The sequence below is a fragment of the Devosia sp. UYZn731 genome, assembly GCF_040546795.1.
Lineage (GTDB): Bacteria > Pseudomonadota > Alphaproteobacteria > Rhizobiales > Devosiaceae > Devosia.
Window position 1 is genome coordinate 32,122 of the sequence record NZ_JBEPOL010000007.1, and the last position, 16,959, is coordinate 49,080.

The window sequence follows — 16,959 nt, forward strand, 5'->3', positions numbered from 1 at the left end:
CTCAGCTGAACTTCGACCGGTCTTGGAGTTCAACTACTTCCGTCAGCCGGTAATCGGCCAAACGATAGCGCCGGCTGGCGAGGGCGGCGACGTCGTCCTGGTGGTGGCTGACGAGGATCGTGTGCCATTTCTGCCGTTCGGTCAGCGTCTTGACCAAAGCCCGGATCGTTTGCCGCGTCTCGTCGTCGAGCGCCGAAAAGGGTTCATCCAGCAGCAGCACGGGACGGTTCCGCAGGAGCGTGCGAGCAAGCGCGACGCGCTGTTTCTGGCCGCCGGATAACGTGGCGGCGCGTTGCGGGCCGATATCTTGCAGGCTGACTTCCGCAAGCGCCTGCGCGACACGCTGGTCGACGATCGCCCGTGGCGTATGAGCGGGCAGGCCCAGCGCCACATTGTGGGCGGCGCTCAAATGCTCGAACAGGCTTTCCGATTGCAGCAGCAGCGAAACCGGGCGGCGTTCGGGCGGCAGTGGCAACAGGTCTGTGCCGTCTAGGGCCAACGTGCCGGAGGCGGGCGCGAGGAAACCGGCCAGCTGGTCAAGCAGGGTAGATTTGCCCGAGCCGCTGGCGCCCGAAATCGCGGTGATCTGGCCTGGCCCAGCTTCGAATGAAAAATCATACGGCGTGGTCTGGCCGGGATAAGCGAAGGTCAGGGCTTCAGCGCGCAACATGGGCGAGCCTTTCGAACAATTTGGGCAGGGCGACGAAGGCGACGATGGTGCCAACCAGCAGGATCGCGGCGATGGCGGCGGCGTCATTGCCCCGATAGGCGCCGAGCGCGCGGAACATCAGCAGCGGCAGGGTCTGGAAATCCTGGGTGCCGAACAGGGCGATAACGCCCAGGTCGCCGAGCGAAAAACAGAAGGCCAGCGCCAGCGCCACCCCGATATCGCGGCCAAGCAGCGGATATTCCACCAGCGCGAATTGCCGCCAGCCGGAGAGGCCCAGCGAGCGGATCAGCTTGCCGCGACTGCGGGCAATCGCATCGAGCGGTGGGCCGAGCGTTGCCACGGCGAACGGTAGCGACAACATGGCATTGCCGAGGATGACCACATAGGGCGCCGCAATGGCGGGAGCAACGCCCAGATTGCGGACGGCGAGGAAGAAGCCAAGGGACAGCACCACGGCGGGGACCGCCAGGTAGGCATAGCTGGGGATGCCGAGTGCCGTGCGCGTGGCGCCATTGCCCGTAGCGCTACGGCCCAGGGTCAGGATGAGGGCGAGCGCCAGAGTCAGCAGGGCGGAGACGCTACCGATGATCAGGCTGGCGGCGGTGGCGTGCCAGAAACTGGCAGTGGCGATCACTGGGGGGATGCCGGGGCCGAAGCCGCCGATCAGTACCGTCATCAGGGGCAGCACGAAGCCGAGCGTGCAAAGGATCAGCACCACGGTTTGCAAAGTGCGGGCGGCGAGCGGATCGCGCCAGCTTGGGGCGATTGAAGCGCCCAAGCTCGTGGGCACCGGCGCCAAGGCCGAGGCACCCAGGATGACGATGGAGCAGACCCCGATCTGGGTCAGGGCCAGCATGACGGCGCCCTGCAGGTCAAAATCCTGGCGCACGGCGGCGTAGATGGCGACTTCCAGGGTCTGGTTGGCCGGGCCGCCGCCAAGCAGCAGCACGATCGGGAAGCTGGTGAAGGCGAGGAGGAAGATGATCGCACTGAGACCGGGGATGGTGCCGGCCATGGCGGGCCAGTCAATGATGGCGAAGCGTTGGCGGGCGCTCAGCGCCAGGCTCTGGCCGGTCTTGAGGCGCGGTTGCGGGATGGCATCGAGCCGCGCCAACAGGATACGGGCAGCGAAGGCGCCATCGAGGATGACATGGGCGAACAGGATGCCGGAAAGCCCGAAGGCGGGGTTGCCGATATTGTGGCCGGTTAGCGCTTCGGCCGCCTGGTTGATCCAGCCATTGCGGCCCCAGATGGTGAGCAGGCCGAAGGCGACCACCATGCCGGGCGTGACGATGGCCGAGGAAAACAGCCCCACCACCAGATCACGACCGGGGAAGCGCAGGCGATTGAGGCTCCAGGCCAGCGCAATGCCGACGACGAGCGAGAGCACCGTGGTGAGGCCCGCCTGGATGCTGGTCATGCGCACGAGGTGGGGGATGTCGATGCGCGAGGCGGTGCTGGAGGCGCCGGTGGCGGTGGTGAAGATGGAATAGAGCACCACGGCGATCAGCGCCGCGATGGCGAGCGCTAGCAGGGTTGCTGCCACGACGCGGAAGGGGCGTGGGGGGAGGGCGGTCATCGTAATCCCCGATGCAGCAACACGTGCGGAACGACACCCTCCCCCGTGCGGGGAGGGTTGGGGAGGGGGGTGGTTTGTCCCGGGACTATCGTGGCTGCGCACACCCCCTCCCAACCTCCCCCGTCAAGGGGGAGGTGCCGCTCCGCATTTGCGGCGAGAGATGGGCCGACCCGGGAGGTGCCGTACATCACCCTACTGAATCGCCTTCAGCATCTCGTCGATCCACTCTTTGGAATGGGCCGCGATGTCCTCGTCGCTCAGATGCAGGGTCTTGGCCGGCTGCGGCATGGACGCAAAGGCCGGGTTGAGATCGGCGCCAAGGTCCACGACCGGGAACATCCAGTTGGTATCGGGGATCAGCTTCTGGCCGGGGACGGACGAGAGGTAGGCGAGGAACTGCTTGGCCAATTCCAGGTGCTTGGACGACTTCAGCACGCCCGCGACTTCGATCTGGGCGTAGTGGCCCTCGGTGAACAGCGCGGCGTGGATGGTGTCGTCATGCTCGGAGACGATGTGATAGGCGGGCGAGGTGGTGTAGCTCAGCGCCATATCGGCTTCGCCCTTGAGGAACAGGTCGTAGCTTTCGCTCCACTCGCGCGTTACCGTCAGAATATGGGGCTTGAGGCCCTTCCAGATTTCGGCGGCGCGGTCGCCATAGGCGGCCTTGACCCACAGCACCAGCCCCAGCCCCGGCGTGGCCGAGCGCGGATCCTGGATGGCGATCTTGAAGCTGTCTGGCAGCGCGATCAGTTCTTCGAACGACTTTGGCGGCGTCTTGACCGTGTCGCTGTCATAGACGAAGGCGAAATGGGCATAGTCGAACGGCACGAATTGCTTGTCGGTCCAGGCATCGGGCAGGGCGAGGCCGGATAGATCCAGACCATGATCGGCAAACAGGCCAGTCGCGCGGGCTTCCCCGGCAATGGACGTATCGAGCCCCACGATCAGGTCGGCCGGCGTGGTGTCGCCCTCGAGCTGGACGCGGCGCAGCGTGCCGATGGAGCTATCGGCCGCGACCCAGTTGACGGTGCAGCCGCAGGTGGCCTCGAAGCCCGCCTTGAGGCCGGGGCCGGGGCCCCATTCGGCGGCAAAGCCATCATAGGTATAGATCGTCAACACCGGCGCCTCTTGGGCGATGGCGGGGGCGGCAAGCAGTCCGGTTAGGACCGCAAGCGCCAGACGGGTGAATTTGACCACGGGTCATTCCCTTCAAGGTTTGCGGTCATGTGAGAAGGGAATATGTCAATGGCGCAGGCGCGAGAAGGCACCCCTTGCCATCTCGAACTTCCTCCGCCAGCATGACCTGGTTCAGGTTCAATGGGTAACTCTCAGCCCCGGATTTCTCCGGAACACCCCAGCGAGACGCCCCACACTTAATGAGTGCTTTGTGACAGTGCAAGAGACTTCCGTGGCCGCAACGGACGGGTTGCCTTTGGTCTTCGAGGGCCCAATCGCCATTGTGGGCGGGGGGAATGTCGACCCATCCCTGCTGCGCGCGCTGGCCAGAACCGGCGTCATGCTGGTGGGCGCCGACGGCGGCGGCGACGCGATTGGCGAGGCCGGGCTCGTGCCGGCGGCGATTATCGGCGACCTTGATTCGCTCTCGGATCGCGCTGCCTGGGAAAGCCGCACGCGGGTCATCCACATCCCCGAACAGATCACCACTGACTTCCAGAAGGCGATTTATTCGACCAAGGCGCCGGTGACGCTGGCGCTGGGTATGACCGGCAAGCGGCTCGACCACACGCTGGCAGCGCTGAGCGCGGTGCTGCAATTCGCCCCGGAGCGCAAGCTGATGCTGGTTGACGAGGTAGACGTGGCTTTTGCCGCGGTGGGCCCGTTCGGCTTCGAGGCCGCGGCCGGTGAGCGGGTATCGATCCATCCGCTGGTGCGGGTCGGGTTCGTGCGCTCGACGGGGCTGTTTTATCCGCTGGATGGGCTGGTGCTGGAGCCGGGCGGGTTGATCGGCACGTCCAATGCGGCGACAGGCGGGCGCGTGGAGATCGAGCCGGGGGATGATACGCCATGGCTGCTGATCCTGGGTAGGGAACGGTTGTGGGATTTACTGGGGGAGTTGGGCTGATGCTCGCAAAAACGGCTCCGTCTTGCTCCGGCCGCGTCATCCTGCTTTCATCGCGCCCATGACCCAGAGCGCAGCCGAAGTCGAGACACACCGCGCCATTTCGGCGGTCTGGAAAATCGAGCAGCCCCGGCTGATCGCCGGGCTGACGCGGGTGGTGCGCGATATTTCCACGGCCGAGGAGTTGGCGCAGGATGCGCTGGTGATCGCGCTCAAGACCTGGCCGCAATCGGGTGTTCCCAACAACCCGGGCGCCTGGCTCATGCAGGCCGCCAAGCGCCGTGCCATCGACATGTTCCGCCACCGCAAGATGGCCGCCGAAAAGCTGGTCGATGTCGGCCACGGTATCGAGACCGACACGCCCGACCACATCGAGCAACTGCACGAGGCGCTGGACGACGATGTCGGCGACGACCTGCTGCGGCTGATCTTCACTTCCTGCCATCCGGTGCTGCCGCCCGAGTCGCGCGTCGCGCTGACCCTGCGGCTGCTGGGTGGCCTCACCACCGAGGAAATCGCCCGCGCCTTCCTCGTCGCCGAACCGACGATCGGCCAGCGTATCGTCCGCGCCAAGCGCACCATTGCGGAGGCCGGCGTGCCGTTCGAAGTGCCACGTGGTGCCGAGCGCGCCGAGCGGCTCGCCTCGGTGCTGGGCGTGGTTTACCTGATTTTCAACGAGGGCTATTCGGCCACCGCGGGCAGCGACTGGATGCGTCCGCAGCTTTGCGACGAAGCCCTGCGCCTCGGGCGCGTGCTGGCGCGACTGACGCCCGAAGAACCCGAAGTGCACGCGCTGGTGGCCCTGATGGAAATCCAGGCCTCGCGCACGCAAGCCCGCACCGATGCCCAAGGCGAGCCGGTGTTGCTGCTCGATCAGGACCGCTCGCGCTGGGACCAGCTTCTTATTCGCCGTGGCCTTGCGGCACTTGGGGAAGCCGAGCGGCTTGGCGGCGCCGAAGGGCCTTATGCTATCCAGGCCGCCATTGCCGCCTGTCATGCGCGCGCCACCAAGGGCCAGGATACCGATTGGCCGCGCATCGCCGCGCTCTATGGCAGGCTGGCCGAAGTGACGCCCTCGCCGGTGATCGAGCTCAACCGCGCGGTGGCAATTTCGATGGCCGAAGGGCCTGGGCCGGCTCTGGCGCTGATCGATGCGATCAAGGACGAGCCGGCGCTCAAGAGCTATCATTTCCTGCCGGTCGTGCGCGGCGATCTCTTGGAAAAGCTGGGCCGACGTGCCGAGGCCAAAGCCGAATTCGAGAAGGCCGCTAGCCTGACGCACAACGAGCGCGAGCAGGCGTTTTTGCGCACGCGGGCGGAATTGCTGGCGGATTAGGTGCCGGTGGAATTGAATTGCTGTCCACTCATTCTCTCCCGTCCACCGGCCTTCCCGCGGGCTTGACCCGCGGGCCTCTCGCCCCATGTGCCGTGTTGAGGTCGGCCTGCGGGTTAAGCGGGAATGGCGGTAGGTGGTATGGAGTGTCGAGCCGAGGGCGAATCCTAGGCCGCTTCGAACTTGGATTCCAAAATCGCGCGATCAAACGGCTTCATCATGTAGTCGCTGGCGCCGGCACGAAGCGCCATGGCGATGGCACCAATGTCATTCTCGACCGTGCAATAGACGATGCGGGGCTTGTCGCCGCCCACATAGGCGCGCAGCAGCTTGAGGAATTCCAGCCCGCTCATGATGGGCATGTTCCAGTCGAGCAGGATCGCGTCCGGCATTTCCTGGCGGCACTTGTCGAAGGCTTCCTGGCCGTCTTCGGCCTCGTCGACGATGTAATCCATGTCCTCCATGATGCGCCGTGCCACGGTGCGGACGACGGTGGAGTCATCGACGATGAGGCAGGATTTCATGGGCATGACTTTCGGCAGAGGCGGACGCTTGGTGATTATGCCCCGCCACTGCCTACGGAAAGGTTAGCGTTACCGCTGCAATAGAGCCGGTATTCGTATTTCCCCGATCAGGTCTGAACCTAGGCTGAGCCCTCAGTTGACGGTTTCGGCGACCACCACAGCCTTGGGCACGGCGGTCAGGTAGAACATTTCGTTCTCGATGCCGATGGTGATGTCCATGTCGGTCATGCGCGCCAGCAGCCCGGTGTAGAACGGCTGGATGCCGCGTGCATCGACCGAGCCTTCTTCGGGCATGCCCGACAGCAGGCCAACGCAACCGGCGGGGATCAGCGTCTTCTGGCGCTTTTCCGGATCGCTCTTGGAGGTAAACTCGAACTTCTCATTGCCGGCATCGCCCGTGATGCTGGCCGTTACCTGGCCGCCGCGCGGCACCGACATGGCGGCGATGAGCAGCATGTTCATGAACAGCTTGGCCTTATGCTTGGGCATCAGGATCAGCGGCACATTCCATTCGAGGTCGGCTTTTTCGATCTCGAACAGGATGCGCGCCACGCGTTCGCATTCGCGCGTGTCGATATCGGTGCCTGCCGTCGAGGAGGCCCCATAGGCGAGGCGGGCGAATTCGAGCTTGGCGCGGCTCTGCTTGGCGGCGCTGGCGATCAGGTCGCGCGCCCCTTCGCTCATGTCGCCCTGGCTCGGATCGGCCAGAACTTCGAGCCCATTGCCGATCGCCCCGATCGGGTTGATCAGGTCGTGACAGACCCGGGAGCACAACATGGCCGCGAGATCGGTTGCCTTGAGCTCGATGATATCGGCCATCTATGCAGTCTCCGTAAGAGCGCGCGCCGAGGGACGCGCGGGAATCAGTGACACCGACATTAGAGCCTCATCGGTAAAAATAGACCTATTTTTATGGCCCCGGGCGGCGATACGCGCAAATTGCCGCGAGACTGCCGGCGCTACTGTCGGACCAATACCTTGGCCAAAGCCGGCCAGTTCTTTTCGGCCTTGGTGGCTGCCTCCGCAGGCGCCATTAGGAAGGCCTCGCGATTGCCGGCTGAGTAGAACATGTAGAGGCGCTGCTCATAGACCGCATAAATGCTCGGATCGGCATCGGAGACGAAGCCGCGCGCCACGCTCATGGCGCCATGGCCGCCGAACTGCGGCGCATAGATTTCGGGCGCGCGGGCGAACACGTCGCGATTGGCGGCGTTGGCGAAATGCCAGGGCACGCCGCTCCAGGTGAACTCGTAATCGCCGCGGCCCAGCAGTGGTGCGGGCTCGGTGAAATAGGAGACCGGGTCCATGCCGTCGATGGCGATACCGGTCAGCGGATCGGTGATGATCGTGGTGACGATGGACTGCGCCTGGGCGGTCCCGGCCGTGCTCAATAACGGCAGAACAAAGGCAAGCATGGTTAAGATTTGTTTAGAGGTTTGCTTCATGATTGCCAGCAATGATCGGTGCGCGCGTCCGACCCGCAAGCTACAAGCCAAAGCTTAAGGTCCTCGTAAACACCGCGTTGCCCCCGGAGGACAATCATGCTCAAGCGCCTAGCTCTCGTTCTTGCCATGCTGACGGCGATCCTTTTTCCGGTGCCCGCAGCCTTCGCCCAGGGGTCGCTCGGCGATACCTATTCGGGTGAGGAACTGGTCAATACCGGCAGCGCCTTTTTCGGCTCGGTAGCCCAAGGCCTGGCCTCGCTGATCGAACGCTCGGTGAGCCAGTTCGGCCTGCCCAATGGCTATATCCTGGGTGAAGATGCCGGTGGCGCCCTGTTTGCCGGCGCCCGCTATGGCCAAGGCACGCTTTACACCCGAAATGCCGGCGAAATCCCGGTGTTCTGGCAGGGCCCGAGCCTCGGCTTCGATGTCGGCGGCGATGGCTCCAAGTCGATGATGCTGGTCTACAACCTCTCTAACATCCAGGACGTCTATGGCCGCTTCGCCGGCGTCGATGGCTCGGCCTATATCATCGGCGGGCTGGGCATGACGGTGATCAAGAACCGCAATATCGTGCTGGTGCCGATCCGCTCGGGCGTCGGCGCGCGCCTGGGCTTCAATGTGGGCTATCTCAAATTCACCCAGGAGCCGACCTGGAACCCGTTCTAGCTGGCGCAAACCACACGATTTGATCGTAAAAGTGCCGTAGCGGGGCCAATGGTCCCGGCTCTATCGTGACGGGCTCGCGCAAACGCGTTAGGAATGTTGGGCGGTGAGGATGGCGCCTTTGCGCCATTGCTGCCAGATAGGGTTTACCCGCAAGGGCGTGGCGGCTCCGGAGTTCGGTCGATGGGCATCGAGAACATCATGTATTTCGCGCTCGGCCTGCTCGCTGCGGGCCTGTTGGCGCTGATCATCATGCCCGCCGTATGGCGACGTGCCGTGCGACTGACCAAGCGCCGCATCGAGGCGGCGACGCCCATCACCATGGCGGAGTTCCGCGCCGACAAGGACCAGTTGCGCGCCGAATTCGCGCTCAGCACCCGCAAGCTGGAAATGACCATCGAGGCGCTGCGCAAGCGGATGGCCGAGCAGATCACCGATGTCGACCGCAAACGCGCCGACCTGGGGGCGCTCAAGGCCGAACGCGACCAACACGGGGCCGTCGTGGGCGAATTGGAGGCCCGCGAAGCCGAAATCCGCGCCCGCTTGTCGGAGCTGGAGCGCGATAATACTGATTTGGCGCAGCGATTGCGGATGCGCGAGCGCGAACTGTCGGCTCGCAATGAAGAACTCGAAACCATGCGCGGCGGCGCCGGCTCCAAGAAGGCCACTGCCGACAGCCTGATCGCCGCCGAAGCGCGTCTCGCCAGCGCTGAGACCCGCCTCAACGCCATTCTGGCCGAAACCGGCGAGGCGACCGAGAAGGCCGGGGGCCAGGCCAACCAATTGCTGGCTGACAAGCTCAGCCTCGACGACGAACTCGAAGTCCTGCGCACCAAGGTGGCAGGCGTCGAATCCACGCTCCTGGCCGATTGGGACACCGATCGCATGGACGAGGCCAAGCTGCGCGATCGCCTCAATGAGATCGCCGCCAATGTCAGCCGGCTGGTCTATGCCAGCGAAAGCGAAAAGCCCGTGGTGGCGGGGCCCGAGGAAAGCCTGTTCGACCGCGTCCAACGCTTCGCCGCCGATGGCAAGACAACCGAGGAACTGCCCAAGCCACCCCCGCCGGGAAAGCGCAAAGGCGGCAGCGTTACAGATCGCATGGCCGCGCTCCGCGAGATTCAGGGGCGCTAGGTCTTTCGGATTTAGCCTAAAACCATCCCACCCACGGACCCTCCCGCGGCGCTAAGTCTTTCGGATTTAGTGCGACCCTCCCATCCACCGATCTTCCCGCGGGCTTGACCCGCGGGCCTCCATCAGAATGGTACAGGGGCCAATGGCCTGCGGGTCAAGCCCGCGGGAAGAGTGGTGGTGGGGGGAGCTAAAGCGCCATACGAAGCTTACTGCATGAAGGCATGAAGCTTGCATGATGCTTCCTACTTCGCCCCGATCACCACGGTGCGCGTCAATTCCCCGGTCTTCTGATCGAACAGCGCCAGCGTCACCGCACCACCAATCCGATACGTCACGTTGACGGTCCCATCCGCCACCACGGCCGAAATCACCTCGGCTCCAGCCGGCATAGCCACGCTCGCTGCGACCTCGGGCAGCGGGCTGTCGCGCATTACGCGATAGACAAGCGCGAAACCAATCGCGATAAAGCCCAGCAACAGGATGCCGATCGATATTCCGAACGAGCGGCGCGCCTTTTTCAGGATGGCCTTCGCCTCGGGCGACAGTGGGGCATCCGCGTCTGGCCCGTTTGGCCCGGAATTTTGAGGATCGCTCATGCAGGACCTACCCATTGAGGAAATCGATGGTGATGAAGTCGAAGTCGTCGTCGATGCCGAACAGGCTGGCGGACGGCTCGATGCTGTCCTCGCCAAGGCCCACGACGTTCTCAGCCGCAGCCGCCTCAAGGAGTTGATCCTCACCGGCGCCGTGGCCATCGACGGCGTTGTCGTCAGCGAGCCCAAATATCGCGTCAAGGCCGGAGAGACAATCACTCTTATCGCCCCGCCCCCAGAAGATGCCGAGCCCAAAGGCGAGGATATCCCGCTGGACATCCTTTACGAGGACGACCAGCTCATCGTCATCAACAAGCCGGTCGGCATGGTGGTCCACCCCGCGCCCGGCAGTCCCAATGGCACGCTGGTCAATGCGCTGATCTTCCATTGCGGGGAAAGCCTGCAGGGTATCGGCGGCGTCAAGCGCCCGGGCATCGTGCATCGGCTCGATCGCGATACGTCGGGCGTAATGGTGGCCGCCAAAACCGACCTCGCCCATCAGCACCTGTCTGCCCAGTTCGCCGATCACGGCCGCACCGGCCCGCTGCACCGCGCCTATATCGCCTTCGTCTGGGGCACCACCGAGACTGGCAAGGGCACCATCGAGGCCCCGCTTGGTCGCGACCAGAACAATCGCCTCAAGCAGACTGTACGCAAGGACGGCCGCGAGGCGATCACGCATTACGCCGTCGAAGCCCGTTTCGGCGGCGAAGGCTGGGACATTACCCGCATTCAATGCCAGCTCGAGACCGGGCGCACCCACCAGATCCGCGTCCACATGGCCTATATCGGCCACCCCCTGGTCTCCGATCTGGTCTACGCCCCCGGCTACGCCACCAAGATCAACCGCCTGCCGCCCGAAGTCGCCGGCCCCATCGTCGCCCTCGGCCGCCAGGCCCTCCACGCCGCCGAACTCGGCTTCGAGCACCCGACGACGGGGGAGGAAATGATGTTCGAGGCCCCATTGCCGCCGGACCTGGAGGCGCTGGAGGAAGCGCTGGAGGATTTCGACAAGGCGTTCGCGCGGTAGCCCCTCATCCGCCCTTCGGGCACCTTCTCCCACGAGGGGAGAAGGGATGGAGCCGAAAGTTCTCAGTCGTCACCCTTCTCCCCTTGTGGGAGAAGGTGGCGCGTAGCGCCGGATGAGGGCCTTGGCGAGGTTGCAACCTTATCCAATTTGTAACGTTGGTTGTGGTTCGGCAGCCCTTACAATTGCCGGATTGCTGCATACATATAAGATCGTTTCGCCCCCTGTGCCGCTCTCGGACAGGCGCGAGACATTCCGCCCGCGGAATGCGGGGGAGCCAGAAAGGGGTGCGTTTAATGGCCCAGACTAATCTACCCGTCCTATCCGCCGAAGGCGGTCTCAGCCGCTATCTGCAAGAAATCCGCAAGTTCCCGATGTTGGAACCCAACGAAGAATTCATGCTGGCCAAGCGCTACAAGGAGCACGCCGATCCGGGCGCTGCCCAGCGCCTGATCACGTCTCATCTCCGCCTTGTGGCAAAAATTGCCATGGGCTATCGCGGCTATGGCCTGCCCATTTCCGAAGTGATTTCGGAAGGCAATGTGGGCCTGATGCATGCTGTCAAACGCTTCGAGCCAGACAAGGGCTTCCGCCTCGCTACCTATGCGATGTGGTGGATTCGTGCCGCGATCCAGGAATATGTCCTGCGCTCGTGGTCTCTGGTCAAGATCGGCACCACCGCCGCGCAAAAGCGCCTGTTCTTCAACCTGCGCAAGGTTAAGGGCCAGATCGCTGCGCTCGACGATGGCAATCTGCATCCCGACCAGATCGCGCAGATCGCCACCACGCTCAACGTGACGGCCGAGGAAGTCGTGTCGATGAACGCCCGCCTGTCGGGCGATGCCTCGCTCAACTCGCCGATGCGCGCCGACGAAGGCTCGTCCGAATGGCAGGATTGGTTGGTCGATGATACGCCGAGCGCCGAAACGCGCTTGGGCGACAGCGAAGAATATAACGAGCGCATGGGGCTGCTGAACGGCGCCATGGAAGTGCTCAATGAACGCGAACGGGCCATCTTCCAGGCGCGCCGCCTGCAGGATAATCCGTCGACGCTCGAAGAGCTGGCTCAGCAATACGACGTCAGCCGCGAGCGTATCCGCCAGATCGAAGTGCGCGCCTTTGAAAAGGTGCAGGATGCCGTCAAGGACGCCGCCCGCCACCAGGCCGGCGCCGACGCTTAAGCGATCCCCCGAGAAATGCTAAAGGCCGCCCCACCCGGCGGCCTTTTTGTTTGTGCGGAGCGGGCTACCGCGTGACCGGCTTTTCATTGGCGTCGCGCCAGGCCTGTTCGGCGTCCAGGTGTTCCTTGCTGACGCTGTCCGAAGGAAAATCGGCGGCTTCGAAGACCTGGCGCAGTTCGACGCTCTCGCCGTTGCGGAAGGGAATGCGTTTGCACCATTCCAGCGCTTCAGCCTTGTCCTTGACTTGAATCAGCCAGAAGCCAGCGAGCAATTCCTTGGTTTCGGCGAAGGGGCCATCCGTGACGAGGGGCTTGCCGTGCTCGAATGTGACCCGGTTCCCCTTGCTCGACGCCTGAACGCCCTCGCCTGCCAGCATGATACCGGCGTCAATCATCTGTTCGTTGAAACGGCCCATCTCGGCGAGTTCTTGGGACGTCGGTAATACCCCAGCTTCGCTAGCGGCGGTGGCTTTGACTATGATCATGAAGCGCATCGGAATATCTCCTGTGGTTGGACTACATGCCCATGAAGGATTTGGGGGTCTCGCCCTGGAGGAACGGTTCGATCAGGCGAAACAGCAGATCGGGCTGGTTGATGACGGCTGTGTGCGAGGTGGCAGGCAAAATCGCGAGGCGTGAGGCGGCCAGCGGCGTGCCCATATCGCCCATCACGCCGCCGCCGAGCAGCTTGAAAAATGCCACTTCGTGCTCAAGCGTGACGACATCGCTATCGCCGGCGATGACCAGTACCGGGCTCTTGATGGTCTTCACGCCGGCCTCCCATGCCAGTGGTTCGTGTTCGAGCGCGATCATCTTGTCGACGAATGCGGGAAAGCCATCCGGATTGACGGCCAGCTTCTTCCAGGCGGTCTCCATGGGCGTGCCAATGAACATCTCTGGCTTCATCTGCGGAATGAAGGCCGTATAGGCCGGCTGCATGCCGGACATGTCGTAGCCGGCCGAGGCGCTGATCAGTTGATCCACCTTTTCGGGATGGCGGATGGTGAGCTGGATGGCGGCGCCCGCGCCCATGGAATAGCCGAACACGTCGGCCTTTTCGATATGCAGGGCGTCCATCAGGCCGGCGACGTCATCGGCGAGGTTCTCATAGGTGATGGGGCGATCGATATCCTCGGTGCGGCCGTGGCCCTGGAATTCCATGGCGATAACCTTGTGGGTTTTGGCCAGCATGGGGATAATCTCGCCCATGTCGGGGATCGCCATGTAGGCGCCCGGCAGCACGATCAGCGGGTCACCTTCGCCGCTGATCTCGTAATAGATGTTCATGCCGTTGACGGGGACGGTTTCGGCATGGGCCACGCCGGCTGCCAGCAGGCTGGCGGCGGCGGCGAGTGGGGCGATGAGCTTGCGCATCTGGGGTTCCTCGGATTGCGGCGCCACTCTAGTGACGCTTCTGGCAACACGACGAACCACGTTCTGTCGTTTCGACAGCGTCGGGGAAAAATCGAACCGCAAAAACCAGAACCCCGCGCAGGGGAGGCTGCACGGGGTTCGGTGTGACGTTAGCGGTGAGCCTCGGCCTCAAAGCGCTCCACTGGAGCGATTTGCCCTAACGGGGCGGCGCGATGTTATGCGATCTCGGAATATTCCTGCTCGTCGGGTTCGCGCAGCACGTAGCCGCGGCCCCAGACGGTTTCGATGTAGTTCTTGCCGCCGGTGGCGACGCTGAGCTTCTTGCGCAGCTTGCAGATGAACACGTCGATGATCTTGAGTTCGGGTTCGTCCATGCCACCATAGAGGTGGTTGAGGAACATTTCCTTGGTCAGGGTCGTACCCTTGCGGAGCGAGAGCAGCTCCAGCATCTGGTATTCCTTGCCGGTGAGGTGCACGCGCTGGGTCATCACTTCGACGGTCTTGGTGTCGAGGTTGACGGTCAGCTCGCCGGTCGAGATGACCGACTGGGCGTGGCCCTTGGAGCGACGAACGATGGCGTGGATGCGGGCCACGAGTTCGTCTTTATGGAAGGGCTTGGTCATGTAGTCGTCGGCGCCGAAGCCCAGACCGCGAACCTTGTCCTCAATGCCCGCCAGGCCTGACAGGATCAGGATGGGCGTCTGCACCTTGGCGACACGCAGGGTGCGAAGCACCTCGTAGCCGCTCATGTCGGGCAGGTTGAGATCGAGAAGGATAATGTCGTAATCGTAAAGCTTGCCGAGATCGACGCCTTCTTCACCCAGATCGGTGGTGTAGACGTTGAAGCTCTCCGATTTCAGCATCAGTTCGATGCTTTGCGCTGTCGCGCTGTCGTCCTCAATAAGGAGTACCCGCATTATATTCCCCTTGTCATTCGTTCCTGCTGGAACAGCGAAGCTGGTGGCCTGACCCCTGCTTCACTCCAAACCCTACTGGATATGACTGAACCCTAAGCCCTAATAGTTAACAAAGTTTAATTCGGTTGAGCAATACGCAAAGTCAGGTAAGATGAATTAAGTTTAAGTCATTGAAATTTAACGGTTAATTCTCTTCATTTTTCTTAAGAAAATGGTTTAAGTCGAGCCTTTAAGCGACTCTCGGGACTCATGGTATTGCTGGTGGCTGGGGGGTAGAGCGGGTGGCGGCGCGAAACGCACCACAGACGGCTCCAAATGTCTCATTAACGCTTTTTGCTTAACGATCGGTTACTATCCGATTCGGTTCATAAGACGAATCGAGACTGTGGGGTTCACCATGAAGGCGCTGACTTCGGCGATCGACGCGATCGACGATGTGGAGGTTTTTGGCCGGGTCAAATCCGTTCAGGGCCTGCTCATCGAGATCGTCGGGCCGGTGCGCGAGTTGCGGGTGGGCGGACGGGTGGCGATCGAAACCACCAATGGGGCGGAACTCGCCTCCGAAATCATCGGTTTCAAGGATGGGCATGCGCTGTGCCTGCCGTTCGGGCAGCTCTCGGGCGTACGGCTGGGCTGCAAGGCGGTGTTCCAGCGCAATGACGGGGCGGCCTATCCGTCCGAAAGCTGGCTGGGGCGCATCGTCAATGCCAATGGCGAGCCGATCGACGGCAAGGGTCCATTGCCGCGTGGCGCGACGCCCTATCCGTTGCGACAGAATCCGCTATTGGCGCATGACCGGGTGCGTGTCGGCGATCCGCTCGACCTGGGCGTGCGCTGCCTCAATACCTTTACTACCGTCTGCGAGGGACAACGCCTCGGCATCTTTGCCGGTTCGGGCGTCGGTAAGTCCGTGCTTATGAGTATGCTGGCGCGCAATACCAATGTGGACGTGGCGGTGATCGGGTTGATCGGCGAGCGCGGCCGCGAGGTGCAGGAGTTCGTCCAGGAATATCTCGGCGAAATCGGCATCCAGCACGCCGTCGTCGTCGTTGCCACCTCGGACGAGGCGGCGCTGATGCGGCGGCAGGCGGCGTACATGACATTGGCGCTGTCCGAGTTCTTCCGTGACCAGGGCAAGCGCGTCCTCTGCATGATGGACAGCCTGACACGCTTCGCCATGGCGCAGCGCGAGATCGGTCTCGCCATCGGCGAACCCCCCACCGCCAAGGGCTATCCGCCCACCGTGTTCACAGAATTGCCACGTTTATTGGAGCGGGCGGGCCCGGGGACGGTAAATTCGGGCTCTGTTACCGGACTATTTACCGTTTTGGTCGAAGGTGATGATCACAATGAGCCCATTGCCGATGCCGTTCGCGGTATTCTCGATGGGCATATCGTGATGGAGCGCGGAATTGCCGAGCGGGGACGTTACCCCGCCGTCAATGTGCTAAGGTCCATATCGCGCACCATGCCAGGGTGCGTTCCGGTCAATTTTCGACCGGTCCTGGCCAAGGCGCGCGAGCTCATGTCGATTTATTCCGACATGGAGGAGCTGATCCGGCTGGGGGCATACCGGAAAGGGTCAGATCCGAAAGTGGACCGCGCGATTGCCGTCTACCCGGCACTCGAGGCTTTTTTGAGCCAGGAGCGGGAAGAGACGACGACGCTGGCCGAGGGCTATAAGCAGCTCGAGGCGATTGTCGAGGCGGCAAGTGCGACGGTTTGATGGGGCGGTGTTCGCGCCCCGGAACTGACTTGGTGTGTAAGGAGTACGGGTCGTGAAATCGCGCAGCGAGAGCCTCATCAGGCTCAAGAAGTTCCAGGTGGACGAAAAGCGGCGTCAGGTCGCCCAGATCGAAATGATGGTCAACGACTTCGTCCGCATGGCGGGCGAACTGGATCAGCAGATCGAAATCGAGCAGACCAAGACCGGCATTTCCGATGTCGCCCATTTTGCCTATTCGACCTTCGCCAAGGCAGCTCTGGCGCGGCGCGACAACCTGATCGCCTCCGCCAACGACATGCGCGAAAAGCTGGAAACGGCTCAGGACGCTCTGGCCGAAGCCATCGAGGACCTCAAGAAGGTCGAACTGCTGGACCAGCGCGAACATCAGCGCGAAGCCGTCGAGCAGCTCAAGGTCGAGCAAGCCGAATACGACGAAATCGGCCGGCTCCGGTTCCGCAGCCAGTAAACGATTTCGGATCGACGCTTAAGGCCCGCATGAGCGGGCCTTTTCGTTTGGGGGAGGCGCAAATACGGCGCAAATAGAGAGGCGTTCTGAAAACCAGCCCGGTGTTTTGCACCGCAAGCCACACACCTACCGGCCTTCCCGCGGACTTGATCCGCGGGCCTCTCGCCGCTTGTGCCGTGTTGAGAGCGGCCCGCGGGTCAAGCCCGCGGGAAGGCCTGTGGATGGTGCGCCATCCGGCACGGTTTCCA

18 protein-coding genes are annotated in these 16,959 nt (G+C 62.9%); 8 read left to right on the plus strand and 10 right to left on the minus strand.

What is annotated here, in order from left to right; genetic code table 11:
* Position 1: 1 nt before the first annotated feature.
* From ABIB57_RS17630 to thiB, 3 genes are all read right to left on the minus strand, one after another.
* Positions 2–670, minus strand: coding sequence for an ATP-binding cassette domain-containing protein (locus ABIB57_RS17630; protein ID WP_354042490.1), 669 nt, complete (start codon positions 668–670; stop codon positions 2–4).
* Positions 657–2,249: an ABC transporter permease family protein gene (locus ABIB57_RS17635; RefSeq protein ID WP_354042491.1), complete on the minus strand. Its 1,593-nt coding sequence runs from the start codon at positions 2,247–2,249 to the stop codon at positions 657–659. Before ABIB57_RS17635 ends, ABIB57_RS17630 begins: the two co-directional genes overlap by 14 nt.
* A gap of 192 nt (positions 2,250–2,441) precedes the next feature.
* The gene (thiB, locus tag ABIB57_RS17640) at positions 2,442–3,446 is read right to left on the minus strand and encodes a thiamine ABC transporter substrate binding subunit (protein ID WP_354042492.1); all 1,005 of its coding nucleotides are present in this window, start codon (positions 3,444–3,446) and stop codon (positions 2,442–2,444) included.
* Between the two features lie 211 nt (positions 3,447–3,657).
* Between thiB and ABIB57_RS17645 the strand changes: the two genes are divergently transcribed.
* Together ABIB57_RS17645 and ABIB57_RS17650 are read left to right on the plus strand one after the other, a co-directional pair.
* Positions 3,658–4,332, plus strand: coding sequence for a thiamine diphosphokinase (locus ABIB57_RS17645; RefSeq protein ID WP_354042493.1), 675 nt, complete (start codon positions 3,658–3,660; stop codon positions 4,330–4,332).
* Between the two features lie 58 nt (positions 4,333–4,390).
* The gene (locus tag ABIB57_RS17650) at positions 4,391–5,665 is read left to right on the plus strand and encodes an RNA polymerase sigma factor (protein WP_354042494.1); all 1,275 of its coding nucleotides are present in this window, start codon (positions 4,391–4,393) and stop codon (positions 5,663–5,665) included.
* 164 nt (positions 5,666–5,829) lie between these two features.
* Here ABIB57_RS17650 and ABIB57_RS17655 read toward each other — a convergent pair whose 3' ends face one another.
* The 3 genes from ABIB57_RS17655 to ABIB57_RS17665 all read right to left on the minus strand — a co-directional run bounded on the left by ABIB57_RS17655 (position 5,830) and on the right by ABIB57_RS17665 (position 7,601).
* Positions 5,830–6,186: a response regulator gene (locus tag ABIB57_RS17655; protein ID WP_299725034.1), complete on the minus strand. Its 357-nt coding sequence runs from the start codon at positions 6,184–6,186 to the stop codon at positions 5,830–5,832.
* A gap of 132 nt (positions 6,187–6,318) precedes the next feature.
* A complete protein-coding gene (gene chpT / locus ABIB57_RS17660; RefSeq protein WP_354042495.1) occupies positions 6,319–7,005 on the minus strand; it encodes a histidine phosphotransferase ChpT in 687 nt (228 codons plus the stop codon).
* Between the two features lie 140 nt (positions 7,006–7,145).
* Positions 7,146–7,601 carry a YHS domain-containing (seleno)protein gene (locus tag ABIB57_RS17665; protein WP_354042496.1) on the minus strand — a complete coding sequence of 152 codons (456 nt, stop codon included), beginning with the start codon at positions 7,599–7,601 and terminating at the stop codon, positions 7,146–7,148.
* Positions 7,602–7,727: 126 nt separating this feature from the next.
* Here ABIB57_RS17665 and ABIB57_RS17670 point away from each other — a divergent pair, with 126 nt between their 5' ends.
* Both ABIB57_RS17670 and ABIB57_RS17675 read left to right on the plus strand, forming a co-directional pair.
* Positions 7,728–8,297 (plus strand): DUF1134 domain-containing protein, encoded by a 570-nt coding sequence (locus ABIB57_RS17670; RefSeq protein WP_502914421.1) that lies wholly within the window; start codon positions 7,728–7,730, stop codon positions 8,295–8,297.
* A 180-nt stretch (positions 8,298–8,477) separates the two neighbouring features.
* Entirely contained in the window at positions 8,478–9,428 is a 951-nt protein-coding gene (locus ABIB57_RS17675) for a coiled-coil domain-containing protein (protein ID WP_354042497.1), read from the plus strand.
* 242 nt (positions 9,429–9,670) lie between these two features.
* Here the strand turns inward: ABIB57_RS17675 and ABIB57_RS17680 are convergent, their stop codons facing one another.
* Positions 9,671–10,024 carry a DUF6476 family protein gene (locus ABIB57_RS17680; RefSeq protein ID WP_354042498.1) on the minus strand — a complete coding sequence of 118 codons (354 nt, stop codon included), beginning with the start codon at positions 10,022–10,024 and terminating at the stop codon, positions 9,671–9,673.
* On the opposite strand from ABIB57_RS17680, the gene ABIB57_RS17685 reads away from it, so the two are divergent.
* Both ABIB57_RS17685 and rpoH read left to right on the plus strand, forming a co-directional pair.
* Positions 10,023–11,051, plus strand: a complete 1,029-nt coding sequence (locus ABIB57_RS17685) for an RluA family pseudouridine synthase (protein ID WP_354042499.1) — start codon at positions 10,023–10,025, stop codon at positions 11,049–11,051. The two genes, ABIB57_RS17680 and ABIB57_RS17685, sit on opposite strands and share 2 nt — an antisense overlap.
* A gap of 293 nt (positions 11,052–11,344) precedes the next feature.
* The gene (gene rpoH / locus ABIB57_RS17690) at positions 11,345–12,229 is read left to right on the plus strand and encodes an RNA polymerase sigma factor RpoH (protein WP_354042501.1); all 885 of its coding nucleotides are present in this window, start codon (positions 11,345–11,347) and stop codon (positions 12,227–12,229) included.
* A 64-nt stretch (positions 12,230–12,293) separates the two neighbouring features.
* On the opposite strand, the gene ABIB57_RS17695 is transcribed toward rpoH, so the two are convergent.
* From ABIB57_RS17695 to ctrA, 3 genes are all read right to left on the minus strand, one after another.
* A complete protein-coding gene (locus ABIB57_RS17695) occupies positions 12,294–12,722 on the minus strand; it encodes a YciI family protein (RefSeq protein WP_354042502.1) in 429 nt (142 codons plus the stop codon).
* A gap of 22 nt (positions 12,723–12,744) precedes the next feature.
* Entirely contained in the window at positions 12,745–13,602 is an 858-nt protein-coding gene (locus tag ABIB57_RS17700) for an alpha/beta fold hydrolase (protein WP_502914422.1), read from the minus strand.
* Between the two features lie 215 nt (positions 13,603–13,817).
* Positions 13,818–14,519, minus strand: coding sequence for a response regulator transcription factor CtrA (gene ctrA, locus ABIB57_RS17705; protein WP_299725014.1), 702 nt, complete (start codon positions 14,517–14,519; stop codon positions 13,818–13,820).
* 397 nt (positions 14,520–14,916) lie between these two features.
* On the opposite strand from ctrA, the gene fliI reads away from it, so the two are divergent.
* A complete protein-coding gene (fliI, locus tag ABIB57_RS17710) occupies positions 14,917–16,245 on the plus strand; it encodes a flagellar protein export ATPase FliI (RefSeq protein ID WP_354042503.1) in 1,329 nt (442 codons plus the stop codon).
* Between the two features lie 52 nt (positions 16,246–16,297).
* A complete protein-coding gene (gene fliJ, locus ABIB57_RS17715; RefSeq protein WP_354042504.1) occupies positions 16,298–16,711 on the plus strand; it encodes a flagellar export protein FliJ in 414 nt (137 codons plus the stop codon).
* The last annotated feature ends 248 nt before the right edge of the window (positions 16,712–16,959 follow it).